The organism is Faecalibacterium sp. Marseille-P9590, from assembly GCF_017377665.1.
Classification (GTDB): domain Bacteria; phylum Bacillota; class Clostridia; order Oscillospirales; family Ruminococcaceae; genus Faecalibacterium.
Window position 1 is genome coordinate 285,003 of the sequence record NZ_JAFREF010000001.1, and the last position, 21,359, is coordinate 306,361.

The window sequence follows — 21,359 nt, forward strand, 5'->3', positions numbered from 1 at the left end:
CTCAGTCACCTTCGGTGACAGCTCTCCCAGAGGGCGAGCCATTGGCAGGCCGGTCAGCGGCTGCCTTTTCCGTCAGGCTTGCGGGCTTCGCTTCTTATTTCAGGTTCTTGTTGACTTTAGCCGCCTCATCGCAGTTTTTCTGGTGGTCTGCGTAGGTGCGGGCGTAGTAGTAGTGACCGGCAAGGTCCGTGACAAAGAAATAGGCGTCTTTCACCTCATCGTCGGGCTGCGGGTCAAGCGCCGCACGGATGGCCGCGATGCCGGGGTTGGAGATCGGGCCGGCGGAGAGTCCGGTGCGGGTGTAGGTGTCGTAGGCTTCCAGAATATTCTCCGGGATGCTGTCCCAGCCGCCGTAGTAGGGTGCGACCCAGTTCCAGAGGTAGTTGTTGTCGGCGTCGCTCTGGACGTAGCTGGAGGTGTTGCTCTGCAGTTTGGGGTAGGGTGAACCCTCGGCCAGACGGTTGCGGAACACCTGCGCCACATTATCGTCCTGATCGTTGCCGGCCTCCTCCTGCACGAAGGACGCCAGAGTGACCACCTCGGAGAGGGTCATTCCCTGCTTTTCCATCTCGGCATACATCTCATCGGTGATCTGCTTGTCGAAGTGAGAATAGAACGTCTCAACGTAATGATGGACGGTGTCATCCTTCAGGAAATCGTAGGTATCCGGGAAAAGATAACCCTCGCACTTGAGGAAGCGGTCCGGGGCGTCCTTGTCGTCGGGGACGTACTGCCAGAACCTGTACTGGCTGAAATCACCGGTGTTGGCCTCCTTGAGGAAGTCTTCGGCGCTGCACAGCCCGGCATCCTCCATTTTTTTCGCAATGGCGATGGCCGTCGTGCCCTCGGGGAAGGTCAGCCGGACGCTGTCGGCTTTCGCGTAGGCGGAGAGCGCCTCGATGATATCGTCGTAGGAGCTGCCGGGGGCGAGGTCGAACTCGCCGTATTGGAGCTTGCCTGCCGCGCCCTGTTTGCCTGCATACCAGCGGAAGACGTGGGGGTACTTGATGACGCCCGCCGTCTTGAGCTTCTGGGCGATGGCTGCCACGCCGCTGCCCTGCTGGATGCTCACACTCACCGTTTTGCCAGCGGAAGCACTGCTGCCGTTGATCTCTTTTCGGATGGCCAGCAGACAGCCGCCCGCCGCCAGTACCAGGATCAGCAGCACGATCAGAATCATTTTCGCTGCGCCGCCTTTTCTGCTTTTTTTATGTTTTGCATCGTGTGCCATGTACACACTCCTTTACCATTCCGTTCAGCTTTCCATCATCAGCCGCATATAGCTTTCTTCCACATCGAAAGGCTCCGCGTCGAACCGTATCATGCCGTAGTCCTGCCGGGTGCCTTCGCCGAGGAAAAGGTTCTGAGCCGCACCCACTGTGATGACGGCGCGCTCCACGATGACTTCCTTCTCCCGGGCCGCTTCCATCAGCACCTCGGCGGAGCGGTCGTCTTCGGCCATCAGCTCCACAAAATAGAGGGTGTCCTCCCGGCGGAAGTAGATGCCGTAGCCCTTCTCGCTGGACACGATGGTCGCGCCCCGGGCGTAAAGGTCGGTCAGCACGACGGCCATCTGCTCCGGCGGGAACTGGACGGTATCGGGATAGAAGCGCTCCCGCAGCTCACAGAGCTTGCGGGCCGTCACGGAGTCGAACTCCGCCTGACTCCACAGGTTGCGGGACACCTCCCGGGGCAGGCAGCGGAGGGCAAAAGCCCGCTGGAAACCCTTGTTTTCCAGCAGCGCGGCCTGCTCCTGTCCGGCCGGAACGGCCACGGTGAAGCCCGCGCCCCGCAGCTTCTGCTGCGCACAGAGACAGTCTACAAGTCCTGCCAGAAGCAGGCTTCCCTGCCCACAGAGGCCGTAGAGGTAGCTGCCGCTGCGTCCCTTGAGGGTGACGGGGACCGCCAGCGCCGCAGCGACGATCTCGTCATTTTCCTCAGCGACGTAGATATTTTCCGCTCCGGCGAACTTTTCCAGAGCAGTCTTGATGAACTCGGCGCTGTCGCCGCGTTCTTTCTGCCACAGTGCCACGACTGCCGCCTCATCCGACGGCTGCATCAAACGATACATTGATAGTATCCCTCCCATTTTCGCGGTTATCCGAGTTCTTTTTCCGCCAACGCCCGCACCTCGGCCTGAATATCCTCGATGGTGCGCATGGCTCCATTTTCCGTGCAATGGACGGTGGCCCAGCCCAGATGCTCTGCGCAGTACTCAGCGGCACGGCGGCTGCGGGCCAGATATTCGATGTCCTTTTCGTGGACGTCCTTCCTGCTCTCGTCGCCGTGGTAGCGGCCGGTCATGAGCTTCTGGCTCACGGCGGGGTCTACCTGTAAGTACACCACAGCGTCCGGCGCGGGCAGGCCCAGCAGCCTGTATTCGTAGTCAAAGGCCCAGCGGAGGAAATCGTCCCACTGCTCCGGCGGGAGCTTGGAGCACTGATGCACCGCGTTCGACGTGGTATAGCGGTCGGCGATGACGATGCCGCCCGCCTCGTAGAAGCTGCCCCACTTGGTCTTATAGCTGGCGTACCGGTCCACCGCATAGAAGCTGGACGCCGCATAAGGGTTGACGTCGTCGGGCTTGTCGCCGAACTGACCGGAGAGGTACATCTTTACCAGCGCACTGGAATCGCTCTCGTAGTCCGGAAAGGTGATCTCCATCACCCTTCGACCGCTCTCGGCCAGATGGGAGGCCAGCAGCTTTGCCTGGGTGGCCTTGCCGGAGCCGTCCAGCCCTTCGATGACAAGAAGCCTGCCCTTGCTCATTCTGCCTTCTCCCCTTTCAGCGCGGCGTACTGGGCGCGGACCTCAGTGGTGCGTCCGCAGCACATCTTGCCCTCCGGGCAGGGGCCGGACACGCAGGCCGGGCCGGCGGTGCGGAAGATATGGGGTGCCACCGGGTAGACCAGCCGCAGCATCTCTTCGGCCAGCTGCCGTATCTCCCACTGGGCACGGCTGCAGCAGCGCAGGTGGAAGAAGTTCTGCAGGCTGCGGGCGTTCATGGTCACCACCATCTTGGTCTCGCAGGCGTTGGGCAGCACGAAGCGGGCGTCCTCGTTGGCCTGCTTGGAAGCCTTGGCCCGGGCCTGCTTTTCGGGCAGACCTTCGGCCATCAGGCGGGCGGTGTGGCCGTCTTCCAGCTTCTGCACGAGGTCGAGGTAGCGCCTGGCGTCCTCGTTCATGCTCTCGATGAACGCTGCCTTTGCCTCAGGGATGGCCTCGATCTCGGGCGGGATGACGTAGCGGAAATCATCCAGACGGACGTACCGCTGACTCTGGACGCTGAAGGACGCGATGCGGTGACGGGTGATCTGGGCCAGCAGGGTACGGCTGACTCCCTCGATGCCGAAGGTGAAGCTTGCGTGCTCGATGGGGCTGGCGTGGCCCAAATCGCTGAGCATGGTCAGGAAGCGGGCAGTCTTTTCCTCATCCAGCCCGTCCAGCAGGTCGGTGATGTGGGCGTCGGAGTAGCAGAGCTTCGCCGCAGCCGCCACGACCTTCTCCGGCTCCGGCGTATGTGCTATCAATCGGACAGTCATCATTTTTTCTCATTCCTCCGTCGTTATCTTCACAAGGGGCGCAAAGTTGGCCATAGTCTTTTTCACGCCCACCTTCTCGAAGCTGATCTCCACGATCTGGTCGCCGGCGGCGGGCTTGACTTTCAGCACCTTGCCGCGCCCGAAGACCTTGTGCTCCACGATGTCGCCCGGCTCATAGTGTTTGGGGCCGGTGGATGCCGCTGCCGGACGGGGCGAAGACGTCACACCGCCGCCTGCGGGTTTGACCGGCGCTTTGGGCGCTGCCGGACGGCCATAGCCAAAGCCGAAGCCGCTGCTTCCCGAACCGGAGCTGCAGCCGCCATGACCCGACGAAGCACTTCCCCGGCCCGCGCAATCGGAGCCAAAGCCTCGATTATTGGACATTGGTGCGTTATATTCTTTATTCAGATAGCCGCTGCGGCTGCCATAGCCCGAGCCGTAACCGGAGGCCGCACGCCCCCAGCCGGAGGGGCCGGAGTAGCCCGACGCACCGCCCGGCACGGTATCGCTGCCGTAACCGCTGCCCCAGCCGCCCAGACGGGAGCGCTGTTCCAGCACCGGGCTGCGGGTCTCTTCGATGTACTCCGGCTCGATTTCCCGGAGGAAGCGGCTGGGCTCGTTGCGCTGGGTGCGGCCATAGAGCATCCGGGTGACGCTGTTGGAGATGTAAAGCTCCTTCTTGGCGCGGGTGATGCCGACATAGGCCAGGCGGCGTTCCTCCTCGAGGTCAGCCTCGGAATACCTGCTCATCTCACTGGGGAAGACCCCCTCTTCCATGCCAATGAGGAATACATAGGGAAATTCAAGGCCCTTGGCCGAGTGAATGGTCATCAGCACCACCTGATCGGCGCTCTCGTTGTAGCTGTCGATGTCGCTGATGAGGGCGATGTCCTCCAGATAGCCTTCCAGCGAGGCCTCTTCGCCGTGCTGGTCGCAGTAGCTCTTGACATTGTTGACCAGCTGACCAAGGTTCTGCAGACGGTCAGCGGCATCCTCGTGACCCTTGGCGGCGTCGGCTTCCAGCATGGCGCGGTAGCCGGTGATCTCGATGACATCGGAGGCGAACTCATCCAGCGTCTTCGTTTCCAGCGATTCCTGCAGTTTCTGGTAGATGTCCCAGAACTTGAACAGCGGTGCGATGGCGCGGCTGAGCTTGGCGTACTGGTCGGCATGGGAGATGACATCCAGCATACTGATGCCCTGCTGAGCCGCCAAATCCGCGATGACTTCGATGGTCGTCGCACCGATTTTGCGCGCAGGCTCGTTGATGATTCGACGAAGTCGGACATCGTCCCGGGGGTTCGCCACGATGGACATATAGGAGTGGATGTCCTTGACTTCCTTGCGGTCGTTGAAGCGCTGGCCGCCCACGATCTTATGCGGGATGCCCGCACGGGTGAAGTAGCTTTCGATGGGGGCCGACTGGGCGTTCATCCGGTAGAGGATGGCGTGGTCGGCCAGATGTCCGCCCTCTTTGAGGTGCTGGCCGATGACGTCCGCGATATGGCTGGCCTCGTCCTGCTCGTTCTCGGCGGTGTAGACCTGCACCTTGTCGCCCTCGCCGTTCTTGGTCCAGAGGGTCTTGCCCTTGCGCTCGGTGTTGTGCTGGATGACACAGTTGGCGGCATTCAGGATATTCGACGTAGAGCGGTAATTCTGCTCGAGTCGGATGGTCCTGGTGCCTTTATAGATGCGCTCGAAGTTGAGGATGTTCTCAATGGTCGCGCCACGGAAGCGGTAGATGCTCTGGTCGTCGTCGCCCACGACGCAGATGTTTTTCTCCGGGCCGGTGAGCAGGCTCACGAGCCGGAACTGAGCCACACTGGTGTCCTGATACTCGTCCACCAGCAGATATTTGTACTTGTTCTGGTAGAACTCCCGCACGTCCTCGTGCTCCGACAGCAGGATGACCGTCTGGTAGATGAGGTCATCGAAGTCGAAAGCACCGGCCTCCTTGAGCTTCTTTTCATAGGCGGCGTAGACCTTGGCCGCAAGAGCGCCCTTCGTGTCCCGGGCCGGGGTCTTCAGGGCCTCTTCCGGGCTGATGAGCTGATCTTTCCAGCGGCTCATCTGGTTGATGGCGCTTTTGACCGGGAAGAACTTGTCGTCCACGCTCAGCTCTTTGTACACAGTCTTCATGACACGCTGGGAGTCGTCGCTGTCGTAGATGGTAAAGCTGCGGGGGTAGCCGATCTCCTCGGCCCAGCGGCGGAGAATGCGGACGCAGGCCGAGTGGAAGGTGGAGGCGAACACCTCGTCGCCCTCTTCCCCGCCCAGCATCCGGCGCAAGCGCTCTTTCAGCTCACCGGCGGCCTTGTTGGTAAAGGTGATGGCCATGACGTTCCAGCTCCGGACGGCATCCTTCCGCAGCATCCCGTCCAGCCACGACGGGGCGTCGGTGCCGGTCATGATGGCGGTGCGCAGGGCTTTCACATCGTCCTCTGTCACCTCCCGGGGCGTCCACCTGGAGCCGTGGGCCGAGCCGAAGCGGATGAGGTTGGCGATGCGGTTGACCAGCACGGTGGTCTTTCCGCTGCCTGCACCCGCGAGGATGAGCAGAGGGCCGTTGGTGGTGAACACCGCCTCCCGCTGCATATCGTTCAGGCGTCCGAACTGCTTTTCGATATACGTATCACGCAAAGCGCAGAATTGTTGTGCGAGATCTGTTGCCATTGTTTCACCTGTTCTTTTCAATCATTTCTGGATATATCACTTAAAATATAGTATATCACATTTCAAAAAAGTTGTACATAAAAACAATGCAAACAAAAAACCGCCCCACCGCGGTCAATACCACGATGGAGCGGAAATTTCAGGAAATGCTTAGCCGAAGATGTTGATGAGGATACCAGCAGCGACGGCAGAGCCGATAACACCGGCCACGTTGGGGCCCATTGCGTGCATCAGCAGGAAGTTGGAGGGGTTCTCGCTCTGGCCGACCCTCTGAGAAACACGGGCAGCCATAGGCACAGCGGAAACGCCTGCGGAACCGATCAGGGGGTTGACCTGACCGCCGGTCAGGATATACATGACCTTGCCGCAGAGAACACCGGCAGCAGTGCCGAAGGAGAATGCGATGAGGCCCAGCACGATGATGAACAGGGTGCGGTTGTTCAGGAAGGTGTTTGCAGAGGTGGTGCAGCCAACGGACAGAGCCAGGAAGATGGTGATGATGTTCATCAGCTCATTGCCGGCGGTCTTCTGGATACGGTCCACGACGCCGCACTCCTTCATCAGGTTGCCCAGCATCAGCATACCGACCAGAACGGCGGCATCCGGCACGATGAGGGAAACGATGATAGCGACCATGATGGGGAAGATGACCCTCTCGGTCTTGGTCACGGTGCGCAGCTGCTTCATCACGACGGTACGCTCTTTCTTGGAGGTCAGAGCCTTCATGATAGGCGGCTGGATAACAGGCACCAGAGCCATGTAGCTGTAGGCCGCGACGGCGATGGAGCCCAGCAGCTCAGGAGCCAGACGGGAGGTGACGAAGATAGCGGTGGGGCCGTCTGCGCCGCCGATGATGGCGATGGCGGCAGACTGCTTCTGGGTGAAGTCCACCAGACCGGTAGCGGCCAGCAGACGAGCGCCCATGTAAGTACCGAAGATGCCGAACTGAGCGGCAGCGCCCAGCAGCAGGCTCTTGGGGTTGGAGATCAGGGGTGCGAAGTCGGTCATGGTGCCGATGCCGAGGAAGATCAGCGGCGGGTAGATGCCCAGCTTGACGCCCATGTAGAGCATGTCGGCCAGACCGCCGTTGTTCAGGATCTCGACCCACATCGGGTGCTCGAGGCCGTCACCGACGAAGTACTGCATATGGATGACGCCGCTGCCGGGGAGGTTGGCCAGGATCATGCCGAAAGCCATGGGCAGCAGGATCAGAGGCTCGAACTCTTTGACGATAGCGAGGTAGAGCAGGAAGCAGCCCACGCAGATCATCACTGCGTACAGCCAGCCGCCCGGCTCACCGAACTTGGCAAAACCGGAACTCTGGAAAATACCGACCAGAGTCTCAATAAACTGAGTCATGTTTTTCCTCCTGTGTTAAAAGGGTGCGGTGGTGTCGTTGACGCCAGCCTTGCCCCAGCCATTCTTGCCGCGGCGGACTGCCTTCAGCACATACTTGCCGTTGCCCATAGAGTAGATGGCTGCCATGATGGCTGCCACAACGTCGCCGGGGATGCCGGCCTCGACCTGCGGGGCAGCAGCCTTTGCAGGAGCGGGCGCAGCGGCCTGTTTCACAGGAGCAGCCGGTTTTGCAACAGAAGCAGCCTTAGCAGCTGCCTTCTTGCCGTTCATGGCGTCAAAGATCTTGCCCTCCAGCGTGATGATGGCCATCAGCAGGACGAGGATCAGAAACACCAGCACAATACCGGTTATGGTAACGATCACATCATAACCTAAATCCATGGTCTTCCTCCTATTTACTTTTTTCTTTGCCGCCCGGGGGGCGGGCGGCAAAAAGCGATTTGAAGATATTATACAATATTTTCCGGGTCGATTCAACAACTATGAACAAAAATCATATTGTTTTTCACGGTTCTGTGAACAGCACTTTCCTCTCAGCGGCGGCCCATGCGGGGGGTGGCGTCCATGAAGCCGGTCTCCAGCTTGTCGCCCAGACGCAGGCTCATGGCCGTACCCAGCGCGACACAGTTGACGGGGTCAGGCGAGACGGTCACTTCCACCTTCAGCTCCTGGCTGAGGTACTCAGGCAGGCCGTGGAGCTGTGCGCCGCCGCCGGTGAGGACGACGCCGTTGCGGTAAATGTCTCCGGCCAGCTCCGGAGGAGTCTTCTCCAGCACCTGATGGGCGGCGGTGCCGATCTGCTCGCTCAGGCGCATGACCGGCTCGTAGAGGTCGGCGGTGGAGACATTGACACGCACGGGCAGGCCGGTGAGCAGGCTGCGGCCCTTGATCTCCATGGTCTCGTTGAAATCCGCCTTCTGGGGGCAGCAGGCCACGTTCTTTTTCAGGTTCTCAGCGGTGCGCTGGCCGATGGCGATGCTGAACTTGTTGCGCACGAACTTCAGGATCTCTTCGTCGTAGTGGTTGCCGGCCACGCGGACGCTGGTGGCCTTGACCTTGCCGCCGAGGCTCAGCACGGCGATGTCGGTGGTGCCGCCGCCGATGTCGATGATCATCCGGCCATCCGGCACGGTGATGTCGATGCCGGAGCCGAGAGCTGCGGCGATAGGCTCATCAATGAGGTAGACCTGACGCGCACCGGCGGCCATGACGGCCTCCACCACAGCGTCGCTCTCGATGCCGGTGATGGCGGCAGGCACACAGACGGCCACCCGGGGCTTGACCATGTGGGAGCTGTAGACCTGATTGACGAAGCGGCAGATGAGCTCCCGGGTCATGGTGTGGTCGCTGATGACGCCATCCTTCAGCGGGAAGATGGCGGAGATGTAGTTGGGCGTGCGGCCCACCATTGCAAGGGCCTTGTCGCCGGCCTCAAGCACGCAGTTCTTGCGGGTATCCACCGCCACCACGCTGGGCTGGTTGAGCACGACGCCCTGCCCCTCCTGCGCGATGATGATGGTCGTCGTACCAAGATCGATACCGATGTCATTCTGTGCCATAATCGTGATATTTCCTTTCTCTGCTGCCCATTCTCTATTTCCATCGCCCATCTCCGGGCGCGGGTCATCAAAACACATTATAGTATAACACAGGTGTATTCAAAAAGAAACCCTTAAAGGTTCTCCTGCTCCGGGGGCAGAGCCTGGGCCAGCAGGGCGGCCAGGCCGCTGTAGCGCAGGTTCTGGCGGATGTTGGACATCATCCGGTTCACCACGTCCCGCCGGCCCACCACGATGCAGAGCTTCCGCCCGCGGGTGACGCCGGTGTAGAAGAGGTTGCGGTAGCACAGGCGGGGCGGCACCTGCGCCGCCGGGAGGATGACCGCCGGGAACTCGCTGCCCTGGCTTTTGTGTACCGTGATGGCATACGCAATTTCCAGCTCGTTGAGGTTCTCCGCCGGGTAGACCAGCCGCCGGTCGTCCATCCGCACCACCATGGAGCGGCTGCGCACGTCGATGGACTCCACGATGCCGATGTCGCCGTTGTAGGCGCCCACACCCTGTTCCCCGCCGATGCGCTGCCATGTTATCTCGTAGTTATTGCGCACCTGCATCACTTTGTCCCCCACCCGGAAGACCCGGGCCGCGCTCTGCAGCTCCGGCTTTCCCTTCCTGGGCGGGTTGAGCATGGCCTGTAACTCCGCGTTGAGGGCCTGAGTGCCGGTGGGGCCAAGCTTCGTGGGGCAGAGCACCTGAATATCCTTCACCGGGTCGAACTGGTAGCTGCGGGGCAGACGGGTGGTCACAAGGTCGCAGACCAGCTTCTGGGCTGCGTCGCCGTCGGCTTCGAGGAAGAAGAAATCGTCCGTCTTTCCGCCCTTTTTCAGTGGTTCGCCCGAGATGATGTGGTGGGCGTTCTCCACGATGAGGCTCTGAGCGGCCTGCCGGAATATCTCGTTGAGGCAGACCGTCGGCACCAGCCCGGAGCGGATGATCTCACCGAGGATATTGCCCGGGCCGACGCTGGGCAGCTGGTCGGCGTCGCCTACCATAATAATACGGCAGCTGTACCGCAGTGCCGCAATGAGGGCCTGGAACAGCTTGACATCCACCATACTCATCTCGTCGAGGATGACGACGTCGCACTTGAGCAGGTTTTTGTCATTGTGGATGAAGCTGACCACGCCGCCGGTGTAGTCCACTTCCAGCAGACGGTGGATGGTAGAGGCTTTCCGGCCCGTCAGCTCGCTCAGACGCTTGGCGGCGCGGCCTGTGGGAGCACAGAGGGCTACCCGTTCGGCCTCGTTCTCGAGTAGCTGCAAGATGGCGTTGACCGTGGTGGTCTTGCCGGTGCCGGGGCCGCCGGTGAGGACAAGGCAGTTCTCGGTCATGGCCTTACGGATGGCTTCCTTTTGGAGCGGCGCGTAAGCAAAGCCCTGCGCCAGTTCCAGTATTTGGATGTTCTTGTCGAGGCCGTGGGCCGTCTGCTTCCCGCGCTTGGTCAGCATGGCCAGACGGTCGGCGATGTCCTGCTCTGCGGCCAGCAGATCCGGCAGATAAATATACGGTGTGCCGTCGAACATCCGCACCGCCAGTTTCCCGGTCTGGATGCAGCTGTCCAGCGCCGCCGCCAGCTTTTCGGGGGGCTGGTGGATGAAGTTCGACGCCGTTTCCAGCAGCTGCGCCCGGGGCAGACAGGTGTGGCCATTGCCTGCGTTGTGGCGCAGGGTGCGCAGAAGGGCGGCTTCCAGCCGCTGGGCGCAGTCCCCTGCCATCTGGTAATACTGGGCGATGCTGTCGGCATGGCGGAAGTCCAGCTGCAGCGGCTCCCCGCAGAGCAGGTAGGGGTTCTGCTGGATGGCCTGCATTGCCCCCGGCCCGAAGGTGCGGAAGACCTCCATCGCCCGGCGGGGGCTGATCTCGAACTGAGCCAGATAGGCGATGAGCTCCCGCATTCCGAACATCCGCTTGAACTCCTGCTGGATGCGGTCGGCCTTGTCCGCCGAGATGCCCGGGATGAGGGTGAGCTGGGCGGGGTCGTTGGCGATAACTTCCAGCGCCGCCGCGCCGAATTTGTCAATGATCTTATCCGCCGTCCGTGCGCCGATGTAGGGCAGCGACCGGCTGGCGAGGAAGGCGTAGACGGCCTCGAGGTCTTTGGGCATATCCGTCTCGCACTCCTGTGCGTGGAACTGTCGGCCATAGGTGGCGTGGTTCTCGTACCTGCCCCGGCAGACGACGCTCTCACCGGCGTGGAGCTCTCCCACCACGCCGCACACAACGGTGACGACACCGCTGCCCGACACCTCGAACACGGTGTAGCCGTTGTCCTCGTTCAGGTAGATGATGTCCTCTACCGTGCCTTCCAGCCGTTCCAGCTCCTGCTCCATCGTCCCGCCTCCTCGTTTTGACACAACTATATATAGTATAGCGGTTTTGGGGGGATTTGTAAATACAACAAAAGCTCCCCCGAAGGGGAGCTGTAGGCGAGGTTTAATCCCCCACCCCATATGCATTTTCTTTCATCAGCCGATTGCGCACTGCAAAGTACGCCGGGATGAGGAAGAAGCAGGCGAAGAACCATGCCACAGGGTTGGCGATGCAGGCCGCAAAGTAGCCCCAGAGCGGCACGAACCAGAAGCCCACCATGGCACGTGCGACCATCTCGGCCACGCCCGCGAACATGGCAAGGCCGGAATAGCCCAGGCCCTGGATGGTGTAGCGGTAGATGATGAGGACGGCCAGCGGGATGTAGAACACGCTGTTCCAGAAGATGAAGCTGCGGGCATTCGCCATGATCTCCACCTCGCTGCTCTCGAGGAAGAGGCTGATGAGCGGCACATCCAGCACACGCAGGATGAGGAAGGATGCCACACTGTAGACGCAGCCAATTCCCAGCGCAGTATTGACGCCCCGGTCCACACGCTTGAGGTCGTGAGCACCCATGTTCTGGCTGGCGTAGGTGGTCATGGCGGTGCCGATGCTCTCCAGCGGCACCGAGAGGAACTGGGCGGCCTTGCTGCCTGCGGTCTGCGCGGCCACGATGCTGCTGCCCAGACCGTTCACCGCGCCCTGCAGCACGACGCTGCCGATGGCGGTGATGCTGCACTGCAGGCCCATGGGGATGCCCATGTTGCAGAGCTTGAGGCAGTGGCTGGCGCTCAGACGGCCCTCTTCCCTGCTCCATTTCAGCTCCGGGTAGTGGTGGCCGATGTAGATGAGACTGCCGATGCCCGCCACCGCCTGACTGAACACGGTGGCGAAGGCCGCACCGAACGCCCCCATCCGGAAGATGAGGATACAGAGCAGGTCGAGGCCGATGTTCAGCACGCTGGCCACCAGCAGGAAATACAGCGGCCGCTTGCTGTCGCCCAGCGCGCGCATGAGGGCGCTGGTGACGTTGTACAGCAGGGTGAAGGGGATGCCCCAGAAGATGGTGCGGATGTAGATGTCCGCGATGTCGATGATGTTGTCGGGGGTGTTGGTCCAGACCAGCACCGACCGGGTCAGGGCCACCGTCACCACCGTGAGCACGGCGGCGAAAAAGAGGCTCAGCCAGACGGTATTGGCGGTGTAGCGCCGCATCTCTCTGTAGTCCTTCGCGCCGAAGGTCCAGGAGATGGGGATGGAGAAGCCGCAGGCGATGCCGTTGACGAAGCCCAGCACCAGATAGTTCAGGCCGCCCACGCTGCCCACCGCCGCCAGCGCATCCACGCCCACGAAGCGGCCCACGATGATGGTATCGGCCAGATTGTAGAACTGCTGGAACAGGCTGCCCAGCATCAGCGGCACCGCAAAGGCAAGGATGAGCCTGAGCGGGCTGCCCTGTGTCATGTCTTTTGTCATACAAAGCCCCTCCCCGGGCGGTCACTTAACATTTCTTTGCCAAATTTTTACCGACAAAAACGCCCTGCCGGACGAGGGGCAGGACGTTTTGCGTTTCATGAGTGGTATTATACTCAGCTCATCGTGATTTTGCAAGGGGTTTTTCTCAGATTTCTTCGTACAACATTGCTATTTTCTATTGATGGTTTTTGGTGATTGTGCGCAGTGGGCGGCAGGTCTGCCCCTGCGCAGGACCCTCCTGCTGCACTCCCTCTCAGCGCGCGCTCTCAGCCTTCATAATCGTACATCCATGCAGTGTCAGAATATGTGGGGTCATAAAAGGGATCCCACGGAAAATAGTCATGGAGTCTTACCCATTTGTTTGGTTTCCAATATGCGGGGTCATAAAAGGGATCCCTGATCCGTGTCTGCAGGATTGGTTTCCAATATAACTGATCACCCTCCTGCACCGGCTGCCACTCCCACCAATAATCGTCGCTGCTCCCCATCCATTTTCTTGTATCCCGATTTCCTCTCAAATCCGGCGGCCGACTGTCATCCTTGCCCGGCTTCCACACCAAGTCACCCTGACTGTCCGTTACCCATCCGCCTGTCTCCGGCTGCTGGGTGCTTGTCTCCGGCTGCTGGGCGCTTGCTTCCGGCTGCTGGGCGCTTGTCTCCGGCTGCTGGACCGTGGTGAGGCTGTCCGGCGAGAGAGTCGTCAGGCCGCTGAGGTCACCGACGGAGGGGGCCGGGTCGTCCTTCTTGCTGTCCTGCTTCCCGCTCACGAGCTTCACGATGTTACCGGTAACTGTCTTCCACACCGTGGAGTCGGAGGCGGACTTCCCGGGCAGACGAACCGTGATGGAGCCCATGTCGGTGACCTTCGGGTCTGCGATGGAGTCGGTCACGCCGCCGACGGTGTCCGTTCCCGGCTGAGTCAGCTCGGGCAGTCCGCTCAGGGAGCTGCTTTCCCGACCGGAGAGGACAGTTCCCCATTGTTTTTTCTCCTGCTTACGGCGGGCGATCGCTTCCTCCACCCGGGCGCTCTCCTGCGCTTTCTGCTCCTCATCGCCAACGCGGTACACGAGGACCAGTTCCCTGCCGTTTCGGCGCAGGGCGGTCTCATCCGAGAATGCTTTTTTATCATATCCCGTCTGCCCGATAACATAGAATCGTTCGATTCCTTCCTGGGACAGCTCGAGTTCGAATGCGCCATTCACGCCGACCAGATCTTTGATCCGGACCAGCGGAATGACCGCCTCCATTTCCTGCCCGTTCCCATCAAGGAACCGGACGCGAAGCTCATGGACCTCCTTTGCAAGCTCCCGCAGCGAGTCGCCTGTCATCCGAAAGACCGAACCATGGGCATCGAAGCTCAGGACCCTGTTGACCGGGTCATACTCTGCCGTGGTCACGTCACCAAGCTCCTGTGTGCCATCCAGATGGGTGATCACGCCGATGGCCTCGTACATCTGCTTCACACGGCCCGGCACCTCGCCAGACTGCGAGTTCGGGGTGTCGTCCTCGTCGTCATCGTCGTCGTTCTCGGTATCATCTGGCTGTTCCGGCTTGTCCGGCTGCTCCGGCTTGTCTGGCTGCTCCGGCTGGGAGGGCGTCCGCCGGTCGTAGCTGTAGTCCTCCTTCTTGTTCCCGGCGGGGTCGTAGCGGGTCAGACTGCCGCCCGTCACCTTGTGGTCGTCGTTGGAGAGGGCGTCATTGGGGATCTCGCCGACCAGGCCGCCGCCGATGGCCGCAGTTTTGCCGCCGGTGCTTGCGCCCGCTTTGGCCTCCACCTCGGCGTCGCCGGAGATGATGATGTTATTGGGGTTGCTGGGCGGCGCATCCGGGTCTATCTCAGACCACGCGCCCGCGCCGTCGCCGATGCCTGCCGCACCGGGGCGGGGATCGTCTTCAGGGCCGCTGTAGCTGCCGCCCGAGGCCGATACCTTGCCGCCGGAGATTTCGATATCGTGGCCCGTGCCGTACACACCGCCGCCGATACCGGCAGCACCCTCGCCGCCCACGGCCTCTATCGTGCCGCCGGTGATCTCGATGTTTCCGGCACCGCTTTCGTGCTTTCCGCCGATGCCTGCGCCGCCGCCGTCGCCGCCCTCAGCGGTCAAAACGCCTTTGGTATCGTTATCGTCCTTGATGGTCAGCTTGCCGGAGACGGTTTCGCCCTCTTCAAACCTTTCATCATTCTTCTCGAGGCCCGCACTGTAGCCGCCGCTCTTCAGCTCGTTGTCGCCGTCCAGCTCGATGGCGGCATCGTGGTCACCCTGCACGGTGACGGCGGCTTTGCCCGCATCGACTGGGCTGTCACCGCTGCCATCCACCTCGGTCTTGCCGCTGACGTCAATTTTCAGGTCGTCGAAGGTGACGTCCACGTTGCCCTTGGTGGTGTCGATGGTGACGGTATGCTCCTTCGACTCGCCGGTGATGACGGTCTCCCCCTCATCCTTCTCGAAATCCTTTTCACCCTGCTTGACATTGTTATAGTTTCCGCTTTCATCGCTCGCACCTTTGACCGTAATGTCGCCGTCGGCGATGTCCCATGTTTTCGCATAGGCCGGGATGCCGGAACTCACCACGATGCCCGCGATGACGGCGGCGGCTACGCCCCGCCGGAGTGCGCTTTTCAGTCTCATAGTACATCTCCTTTCGTTCTATGTATCATGCAATGCCGTCGATGCGGCTCAGGCTCTCCTTTGAGGGGCTTATGAGATGCTCCAAGTCCTCCGGCAGCCAGAGCTTTATCTCACCCTGCGTCGGCAGGTCGTCCCAGTCGTCACCAAGGTCGGTATAGCTCCGCAGGTCACTCTCCAACAGATTGGTATACTTTGTGCCATCCGGGACGGTGGTTTCCAGCAGGAAAAGCCGTGGCTTATCCTCCTCGGGAGCGATGGCCTCAAATCGGGAAGCCAGCTGTTTCAGGGACTCGTCAAGCCCGATTCTCGGCGTTTCCTCTCTCGCAGGCTCGAGCCACCACTCCAAACTCGGGCGGTCGTCCCTTTTTTTCGCAAATTGGAAGCCCATCTCCCGCTCTTGTTTCAGTAATTCGTCGAGTTCACGTCTGAGTTCTTCACTCGTTTTTCGCTCTACCTCTTCGTGTTCGTGGGTCAATATCAGCCGCTCCTTCACCTCTGGTATCCTCACCGGCACCCACTCCTGATAGCGCTCCGACAGGTCGTCCCGCGTCTCGCCGTCCAGCCGGAGGCTGATGTCCTCCCTGTTCTGCTTCAGCTCCACGTCAGCGTCCTCGCCCGCCGCGTCGGCCATCTTGTCCACGCTATAGTGGGTCATGGTGTCCTCATAGCGGAAGAAGATGTCCTCCACGCCGTCCTCCCGGAGGCTGGAGATGTCGGTGGTGACGGTGGAGCGGGGGGCGGCGCTCTCAATAAGCACCACACCCCCCGGGGTGAGGACCTCTCCGGCGTCGCCGGCCTTTACGCCGCCGGGCAGGGGGTCGGCGCTCTCAATGGCCAAAGCAGGGTCCAGCCGCTGGATGGTGACCCGGCTGGAAAAGAAGCCGCCCACCACCATGCCGCCGGGCAGGGGTTCGGGGGCGTTCTCCTGCACCGGGGGCGGGACGTCATCATCATCGTCGTCCTCGTCGTCGTCCGGCTGGGGCTTGGGGGTGGAGGTGTAGTCGTAGCCCATCCCCTCCATCACGGTGCCGTCCGCGTTCAGACGGGTCAGCCGTCCTCCCGTCACCTTATGTTCCTCGTCAGAAAGGTTCTCCGTGGGTACTTCGCCGTAGCTGCCGCCGATGGCCGGGGCTTTGGCGTCCGTCATCTGGCTTCCCGCCTTGGCCGTCACCTCGGCGTCGCCGCAAATGTAGAGGTCTCCCGGGTTCGGGTCGTCGGTGTCGTCCGACGCGCGGCCTGCTCCGTCGCCGATGCCTGCCGCGTTGCTCCCGCCCACAGCCTCGATGGTGCCGCCCCGGATGGTGATGTTGCTGCCGGTGCTCTCCTTTCCCCCGCCGATGCCTGCGCCGCCGCCGTCGCCGCCCTCAGCGGTGAGGGAGCCGTCCTTGCCCTTGTCGTCCTTGATGGTCAGAGTGCCTTTCGACTCGTGTTCGTTCTTCTCAAGACCCGCATTATAGCCGCCGCTCTTCAGCTCGTTGTCGCCGTCCAGCTCGATGGCCGCATCGTGGTCGCCCTGCACGGTGACGGCGGCTTTGCTCTCCCGGACAGGGCCGTCATCGCTGCCATCCCCCTCCTTCTTGCCGCTGACGTCGATCTTCAGGTCGTCGAAGGTGACGTCCACGTCGCCCTTGGAGGTGTCGATGGTGACGGTGTTCTTATCCGACTCGCCGGTGATGACGGTGTTGGTGTCGTCCTTGTCGATGGTCTCGCCCTGTGAGACCTTGTTCTTTCCTTCGGCGTCGCCCGCTTTCACGGTGATGTCGCCGTTGGCGATGTCCCACCGGGCCGCATAGGCCGGGATGCCGGAGCTTACCACGATGCCCGCGATGACGGCGGCGGCCACGCCCCGCCGGAGTGCGCTCTTCAGTCTCATAGTCTGTCCTCCTTTGGTCTGTTCGTCTTTTGAAGAATCAGCCTTTTCTGACACAAGATTACCAAAAAATCCGGAGGATGTAAATAGAATCTGCGCGAATCGTGGTGTTTTCGGCGTGAATGGCGCAAAAAAGCCCTCCCGAGCTGGGAGGGCCATAGCCTGTCTTATTCAGAGTAGTGCGCCAAAAACTGCTTGGTGCGCTCCTCCTGGGGGTGGTCGATGAGCTGGCGGGCCGGGCCTTCCTCCACCACGACGCCGCCGTCCATGAATAGGATGCGGTCGGCCACGTCCCGGGCGAAGTGCATCTCATGGGTGACGATGATCATGGTGGTCTTCCGGTCGGCGAGGTCCCGCAGGACGCGGAGGACTTCGCCGGTCAGCTCCGGGTCGAGGGCGCTGGTGGGCTCATCGAAGCAGAGGATGTCCGGGTGGAGCGCCAGTGCGCGGGCGATGGCCACCCGCTGCTGCTGACCGCCGGAGAGCTGGTGGGGGTAGTGGCCCGCCCGCTCCGACAGGCCCATCTGGGCCAGCAGGTCACGGGCCTGTGCTTCCAGCCGGGCGTGGATGGCCTTTTTGTTGGCCTTGTAGTCGGGCTGCTCCTTCGCCAGAAGCTCCCCCGCCAGCATCACGTTTTCCAGCGCGGTGTACTGGGGGAAGAGGTTGAAGTTCTGGAACACGAGACCGAAGTGGAGACGCTTTTTCCGCACCTCGCTCTCCCGCTGGGTGGCAGGGTCGGCGGCGTCCCACATGGTCTCGCCGTTCACCCTGATGACGCCGGTGTCGGGACGCTCAAGGAAATTCAGGCAGCGCAGCAGCGTCGTCTTGCCCGAGCCGGACGAGCCGATGATCGCCAGCGCCTCGCCCTGTTCCAGTGTGAGCGAGATGTCCTTGAGAACTTTCGTCTCGCCGAAATTCTTCCCGATGCCAGAGGCTTCGAGTAATGCCATAATTCAGTATCCTCCTTAGCAGCGGAAATAGTCCATCTTTTTCTCGGCCCAGTCCAGCAGCAGGGTGAGTGCGCCGACAAAGACGAGGAAGAAGATCGCGGTGGAGAACAGCGGCCAGATAAGGCCCTTGGCGCTGTACTCCTTCGCCATCATGATGATCTCCTTGTTGGCGATGACATTCGCCAGCGAGGTATCCTTCACCAGCGTGATGACCTCGTTGCCCATCGGGGGCAGGATGCGCTTGACGACCTGCAGGAGCGTGACCTTGAAGAAGATCTGGCTCTTGGTCATGCCAAGCACCTGACCGGCCTCGGTCTGGCCTTTCGGCACAGCCTCGATGCCGCCGCGGTAGATCTCAGAGAAGTAGCAGGCGTAGTTGATGGCGAAAGCCACCACTGCCGCCACCAGACGGCCCGAAGAGCCGGAGGGCCAGGGGTTGGTCATGCCCAGCAGGCCGGGGCCAAGGTAGATGACGATGATCTGGAGCATCAGCGGCGTACCGCGGATGACCCACACGAAGGTCTTGACGACGCCCCGCAGCGGTGCGCACCGGCTCATGGAGCCAAAGGCCACCACAAGGCCCAGCGGCAGCGAGAACAGCAGGGTCAGAAAGAACAGCTCACAGTTGAGCGCGAATGCGCCGGTCAGACGCTCCAAAATCACAGTCACAGAATCACTACACCTATCCGTTTATAATGTAAGTTACTCAGCCAGAGTCAGGCCGTACTTGTCGGCCAGAGTCTGCATGGTGCCGTCAGCCTTCAGCTCGTCGAATGCGTTGTCCACAGCCTCGGCCACGTCGCTGCCCTTGCGGAAGGCCACGCCGTACTCCTCGACGTTCAGCTCATCCACCATCTTGAGGTTTGCATAGTCGGTACCCTCGCCGATCATGGCAGAAGCCAGAGTCAGGTCGAGGATGGCGGCGTCAGCAGTGCCAGCGGCGACTTCCATCAGGCAGTCGGTCTGAACAGCCTTGGAGATGAAATCAGCCTGAGACAGGTCGGCGTTCTCGGTGATGGTGGTCTCACCAGCAGAGCCGGCCTCGGCCACCACGGTCTTGCCGATGAGGTCGGCGGTGGAGGCGTAGTCGGTGCCGTCCTTCACCACGACGACCTGGGCGTTCTTGACGTAGGGCTTGGTGCAGGCCATGTTCTCCTCGCGGTCATCGGTCAGGGTCAGGCCGTTCCAAATGCAGTCGATGCTCTTTGCAGCCAGCTCGGTCTCCTTGGTGTCCCAGTTGATCTCCACGAACTCCGGCTCGACACCCAGCTTCTCACAGACAGCGGTGGCCAGCTCGGTATCGAAACCGGTGAAGTTGCCGTCGGCGTCGGTGTAGTTCATCGGCTCATACACGGTGTAGCCGATGACCATCTTGCCGTTGGACTGGATGTAAGCCAGGTCGCTGTCAGCGGCCACGGAGCTTGCCGGGGCGGCAGAGGCGGCGGCAGAAGAAGCAGCCGTAGAAGTGGATGCAGAACCGCCGCAGGCGGCAAGGCTCAGTGCCATCGCACCGGCCAGAAAAGCAGATACCAGACGTTTCATGTTGTAATTTCCTCCCTCAGTTTCAGCAGAAGCGGCGCTTCGTTTTACCGCTTTACCATGCTAAATTGTTAAACTGTGACTATAGAATAGCGCGTTTTGCCCCGTTTTGCAAGAGGAAAACCGATTTTTTCGCGTTTTGCCCGCAGACCGCCCCTTTCCGATCGGGTTTTCGGTGTATTTGTACAAAGGACAAAAAGAAAACCGCCACCTCACGGTGACGGTCAGACTTTCCGTTCAATTTATAATGACGCATTCTCAAACGCATCCCCTGCGGCCTTTTGCAGGGCGTCGATGGAGATTGTGCAGAGGGCCGCGAGGTCGGCGTCCGAGCCGTCGGCAGGGATGTCCGCCACCTCTTTCTCAGTCTTGCCCTTGAGGTAGCTGCAATAGCCCTCGCTGTGCTCGTACCACTCCTTGCCGAGGCTGGATGCATTCCGCATCCCGTAGCTGTCGCCCAGCTCAAGCTTGGAGCGGACGGTGTCCGGGGCGGTGACGCCGCCGTCTGCCGCGATGGTCAGCGCAGGCTCTGCCATGTCGCCGATGGCGCTGGTCACACGGCCATCGGCATCCAGAGTCAGGGCCACGACGGTAAGGTCAACTTCTGCGTTCACATCCTTGTCGTCGGTGGCAGTGATGTCCGAAGAGGCATTCTCCGCCTCCACGCCGAGGCTCACCCGGTCGCCCTTCGCCGCGCCGAGGGCGGACGCATTCGTGCAGGCTTTCGCCACGGCGTCGCGGTACTTATCCACCCGGATGGTGCAGCCGGACAGCAGGTCGGCGTCCGCAGCCTTGCCGTCCTTATCCGTTTCCAGCATGGATGCCTGCTCGGGCGTCATGCCGGTGAGGTAGTCGGCGAAGTCATCGGCCTGCTCGGCCCAGCCCTTTTTCAGCGAAGATGCCGCTGCCAGCGGGTAGTCGTCCCCTTTCTGGCGCTTGGTGCGGTAGTCGGTAGGCATGGTGACGACGCCTTTGCCGTCGGCGGTAACTTCCACTTCCAGCTCATCCAGCATCACGTCGGCCAGCTTGCCGTCTCCGTCCAGCAGGACGGCGGCAGCGATGGTATGGATGGTGCCGGTACGGGCCTCATCGGAAGCCTCGGTCAGGATGCCGAGGCCGGTCTTCCAGCCGCCGGTCTGGGTGGTGCTGGCGCTGCCGGACGAGCCGGACATGGCGTTCGAACTGCTCATGCTGCCGGAATTGCTGTTGCCTTTGCGGCAGCCGGACAGCAGCAGTGCCGCCGCCACGGCACAGCTCAGAAGAGCTTTTTGTCTCTGTGTCATAAGCGTTACGCTCCCTTTCATCTCTTTGGGAGTAGTATAGCCCGACACAGAGCCAATCATGCACGTTTGCTCTGAGACCGACGTGTTATCTGGCGAAGTGAGAAATTATAAACGAAACATCGTCGAGAATGTCACTCCGCCACCGTGGCGAAATGAGCACAGCTGGCG

At 61.2% G+C, this 21,359-nt stretch carries 16 protein-coding genes; all 16 read right to left on the reverse strand.

What is annotated here, in order from left to right:
- Positions 1-94: 94 nt before the first annotated feature.
- Positions 95-1,180 carry an endolytic transglycosylase MltG gene (gene mltG, locus J3349_RS01430; protein ID WP_242699449.1) on the reverse strand — a complete coding sequence of 362 codons (1,086 nt, stop codon included), beginning with the start codon at positions 1,178-1,180 and terminating at the stop codon, positions 95-97.
- A 75-nt stretch (positions 1,181-1,255) separates the two neighbouring features.
- Positions 1,256-2,071, reverse strand: a complete 816-nt coding sequence (locus tag J3349_RS01435) for a hypothetical protein (protein WP_207676201.1) — start codon at positions 2,069-2,071, stop codon at positions 1,256-1,258.
- Between the two features lie 26 nt (positions 2,072-2,097).
- Positions 2,098-2,769 carry a deoxynucleoside kinase gene (locus J3349_RS01440; RefSeq protein ID WP_207676202.1) on the reverse strand — a complete coding sequence of 224 codons (672 nt, stop codon included), beginning with the start codon at positions 2,767-2,769 and terminating at the stop codon, positions 2,098-2,100.
- Entirely contained in the window at positions 2,766-3,545 is a 780-nt protein-coding gene (thyX, locus tag J3349_RS01445) for an FAD-dependent thymidylate synthase (RefSeq protein ID WP_158404616.1), read from the reverse strand. The genes J3349_RS01440 and thyX overlap by 4 nt, the downstream gene beginning before the upstream one ends.
- Before the next feature lie 6 nt (positions 3,546-3,551).
- Entirely contained in the window at positions 3,552-6,215 is a 2,664-nt protein-coding gene (locus J3349_RS01450) for a UvrD-helicase domain-containing protein (protein WP_207676203.1), read from the reverse strand.
- A 150-nt stretch (positions 6,216-6,365) separates the two neighbouring features.
- Positions 6,366-7,574: a sodium ion-translocating decarboxylase subunit beta gene (locus J3349_RS01455; RefSeq protein ID WP_207676204.1), complete on the reverse strand. Its 1,209-nt coding sequence runs from the start codon at positions 7,572-7,574 to the stop codon at positions 6,366-6,368.
- Between the two features lie 15 nt (positions 7,575-7,589).
- On the reverse strand, positions 7,590-7,955 hold the full coding sequence (locus J3349_RS01460; protein ID WP_207676205.1) for an OadG family transporter subunit: 366 nt from the start codon (positions 7,953-7,955) through the stop codon (positions 7,590-7,592).
- Between the two features lie 152 nt (positions 7,956-8,107).
- Positions 8,108-9,133, reverse strand: coding sequence for a rod shape-determining protein (locus J3349_RS01465; RefSeq protein ID WP_149795304.1), 1,026 nt, complete (start codon positions 9,131-9,133; stop codon positions 8,108-8,110).
- 113 nt (positions 9,134-9,246) lie between these two features.
- On the reverse strand, positions 9,247-11,463 hold the full coding sequence (locus tag J3349_RS01470) for an ATP-dependent RecD-like DNA helicase (protein WP_207676206.1): 2,217 nt from the start codon (positions 11,461-11,463) through the stop codon (positions 9,247-9,249).
- A 103-nt stretch (positions 11,464-11,566) separates the two neighbouring features.
- Positions 11,567-12,919 (reverse strand): MATE family efflux transporter, encoded by a 1,353-nt coding sequence (locus tag J3349_RS01475; protein ID WP_207676207.1) that lies wholly within the window; start codon positions 12,917-12,919, stop codon positions 11,567-11,569.
- Positions 12,920-13,185: 266 nt separating this feature from the next.
- Positions 13,186-15,549: a hypothetical protein gene (locus tag J3349_RS01480; RefSeq protein WP_207676208.1), complete on the reverse strand. Its 2,364-nt coding sequence runs from the start codon at positions 15,547-15,549 to the stop codon at positions 13,186-13,188.
- A 25-nt stretch (positions 15,550-15,574) separates the two neighbouring features.
- Positions 15,575-17,422, reverse strand: a complete 1,848-nt coding sequence (locus J3349_RS01485; protein WP_207676209.1) for a hypothetical protein — start codon at positions 17,420-17,422, stop codon at positions 15,575-15,577.
- A 164-nt stretch (positions 17,423-17,586) separates the two neighbouring features.
- The gene (locus J3349_RS01490; RefSeq protein WP_207676210.1) at positions 17,587-18,369 is read right to left on the reverse strand and encodes an amino acid ABC transporter ATP-binding protein; all 783 of its coding nucleotides are present in this window, start codon (positions 18,367-18,369) and stop codon (positions 17,587-17,589) included.
- Positions 18,370-18,384: 15 nt separating this feature from the next.
- The gene (locus J3349_RS01495; RefSeq protein ID WP_158397221.1) at positions 18,385-19,032 is read right to left on the reverse strand and encodes an amino acid ABC transporter permease; all 648 of its coding nucleotides are present in this window, start codon (positions 19,030-19,032) and stop codon (positions 18,385-18,387) included.
- 39 nt (positions 19,033-19,071) lie between these two features.
- On the reverse strand, positions 19,072-19,911 hold the full coding sequence (locus tag J3349_RS01500; RefSeq protein WP_207676211.1) for an amino acid ABC transporter substrate-binding protein: 840 nt from the start codon (positions 19,909-19,911) through the stop codon (positions 19,072-19,074).
- Between the two features lie 239 nt (positions 19,912-20,150).
- On the reverse strand, positions 20,151-21,191 hold the full coding sequence (locus tag J3349_RS01505; RefSeq protein WP_207676212.1) for a hypothetical protein: 1,041 nt from the start codon (positions 21,189-21,191) through the stop codon (positions 20,151-20,153).
- Positions 21,192-21,359: the final 168 nt, after the last annotated feature.

Coding starts and splice junctions, on each gene's coding strand:
- mltG (WP_242699449.1), bottom strand. CDS start 1,180: ATGATTCTGATCGTGCTGCTGATCCTGGTACTGGCGGCGGGCGGCTGT.
- J3349_RS01435 (WP_207676201.1), bottom strand. CDS start 2,071: ATGTATCGTTTGATGCAGCCGTCGGATGAGGCGGCAGTCGTGGCACTG.
- J3349_RS01440 (WP_207676202.1), bottom strand. CDS start 2,769: ATGAGCAAGGGCAGGCTTCTTGTCATCGAAGGGCTGGACGGCTCCGGC.
- thyX (WP_158404616.1), bottom strand. CDS start 3,545: ATGATGACTGTCCGATTGATAGCACATACGCCGGAGCCGGAGAAGGTC.
- J3349_RS01450 (WP_207676203.1), bottom strand. CDS start 6,215: ATGGCAACAGATCTCGCACAACAATTCTGCGCTTTGCGTGATACGTAT.
- J3349_RS01455 (WP_207676204.1), bottom strand. CDS start 7,574: ATGACTCAGTTTATTGAGACTCTGGTCGGTATTTTCCAGAGTTCCGGT.
- J3349_RS01460 (WP_207676205.1), bottom strand. CDS start 7,955: ATGGATTTAGGTTATGATGTGATCGTTACCATAACCGGTATTGTGCTG.
- J3349_RS01465 (WP_149795304.1), bottom strand. CDS start 9,133: ATGGCACAGAATGACATCGGTATCGATCTTGGTACGACGACCATCATC.
- J3349_RS01470 (WP_207676206.1), bottom strand. CDS start 11,463: ATGGAGCAGGAGCTGGAACGGCTGGAAGGCACGGTAGAGGACATCATC.
- J3349_RS01475 (WP_207676207.1), bottom strand. CDS start 12,919: ATGACAAAAGACATGACACAGGGCAGCCCGCTCAGGCTCATCCTTGCC.
- J3349_RS01480 (WP_207676208.1), bottom strand. CDS start 15,549: ATGAGACTGAAAAGCGCACTCCGGCGGGGCGTAGCCGCCGCCGTCATC.
- J3349_RS01485 (WP_207676209.1), bottom strand. CDS start 17,422: ATGAGACTGAAGAGCGCACTCCGGCGGGGCGTGGCCGCCGCCGTCATC.
- J3349_RS01490 (WP_207676210.1), bottom strand. CDS start 18,369: ATGGCATTACTCGAAGCCTCTGGCATCGGGAAGAATTTCGGCGAGACG.
- J3349_RS01500 (WP_207676211.1), bottom strand. CDS start 19,911: ATGAAACGTCTGGTATCTGCTTTTCTGGCCGGTGCGATGGCACTGAGC.
- J3349_RS01505 (WP_207676212.1), bottom strand. CDS start 21,191: ATGACACAGAGACAAAAAGCTCTTCTGAGCTGTGCCGTGGCGGCGGCA.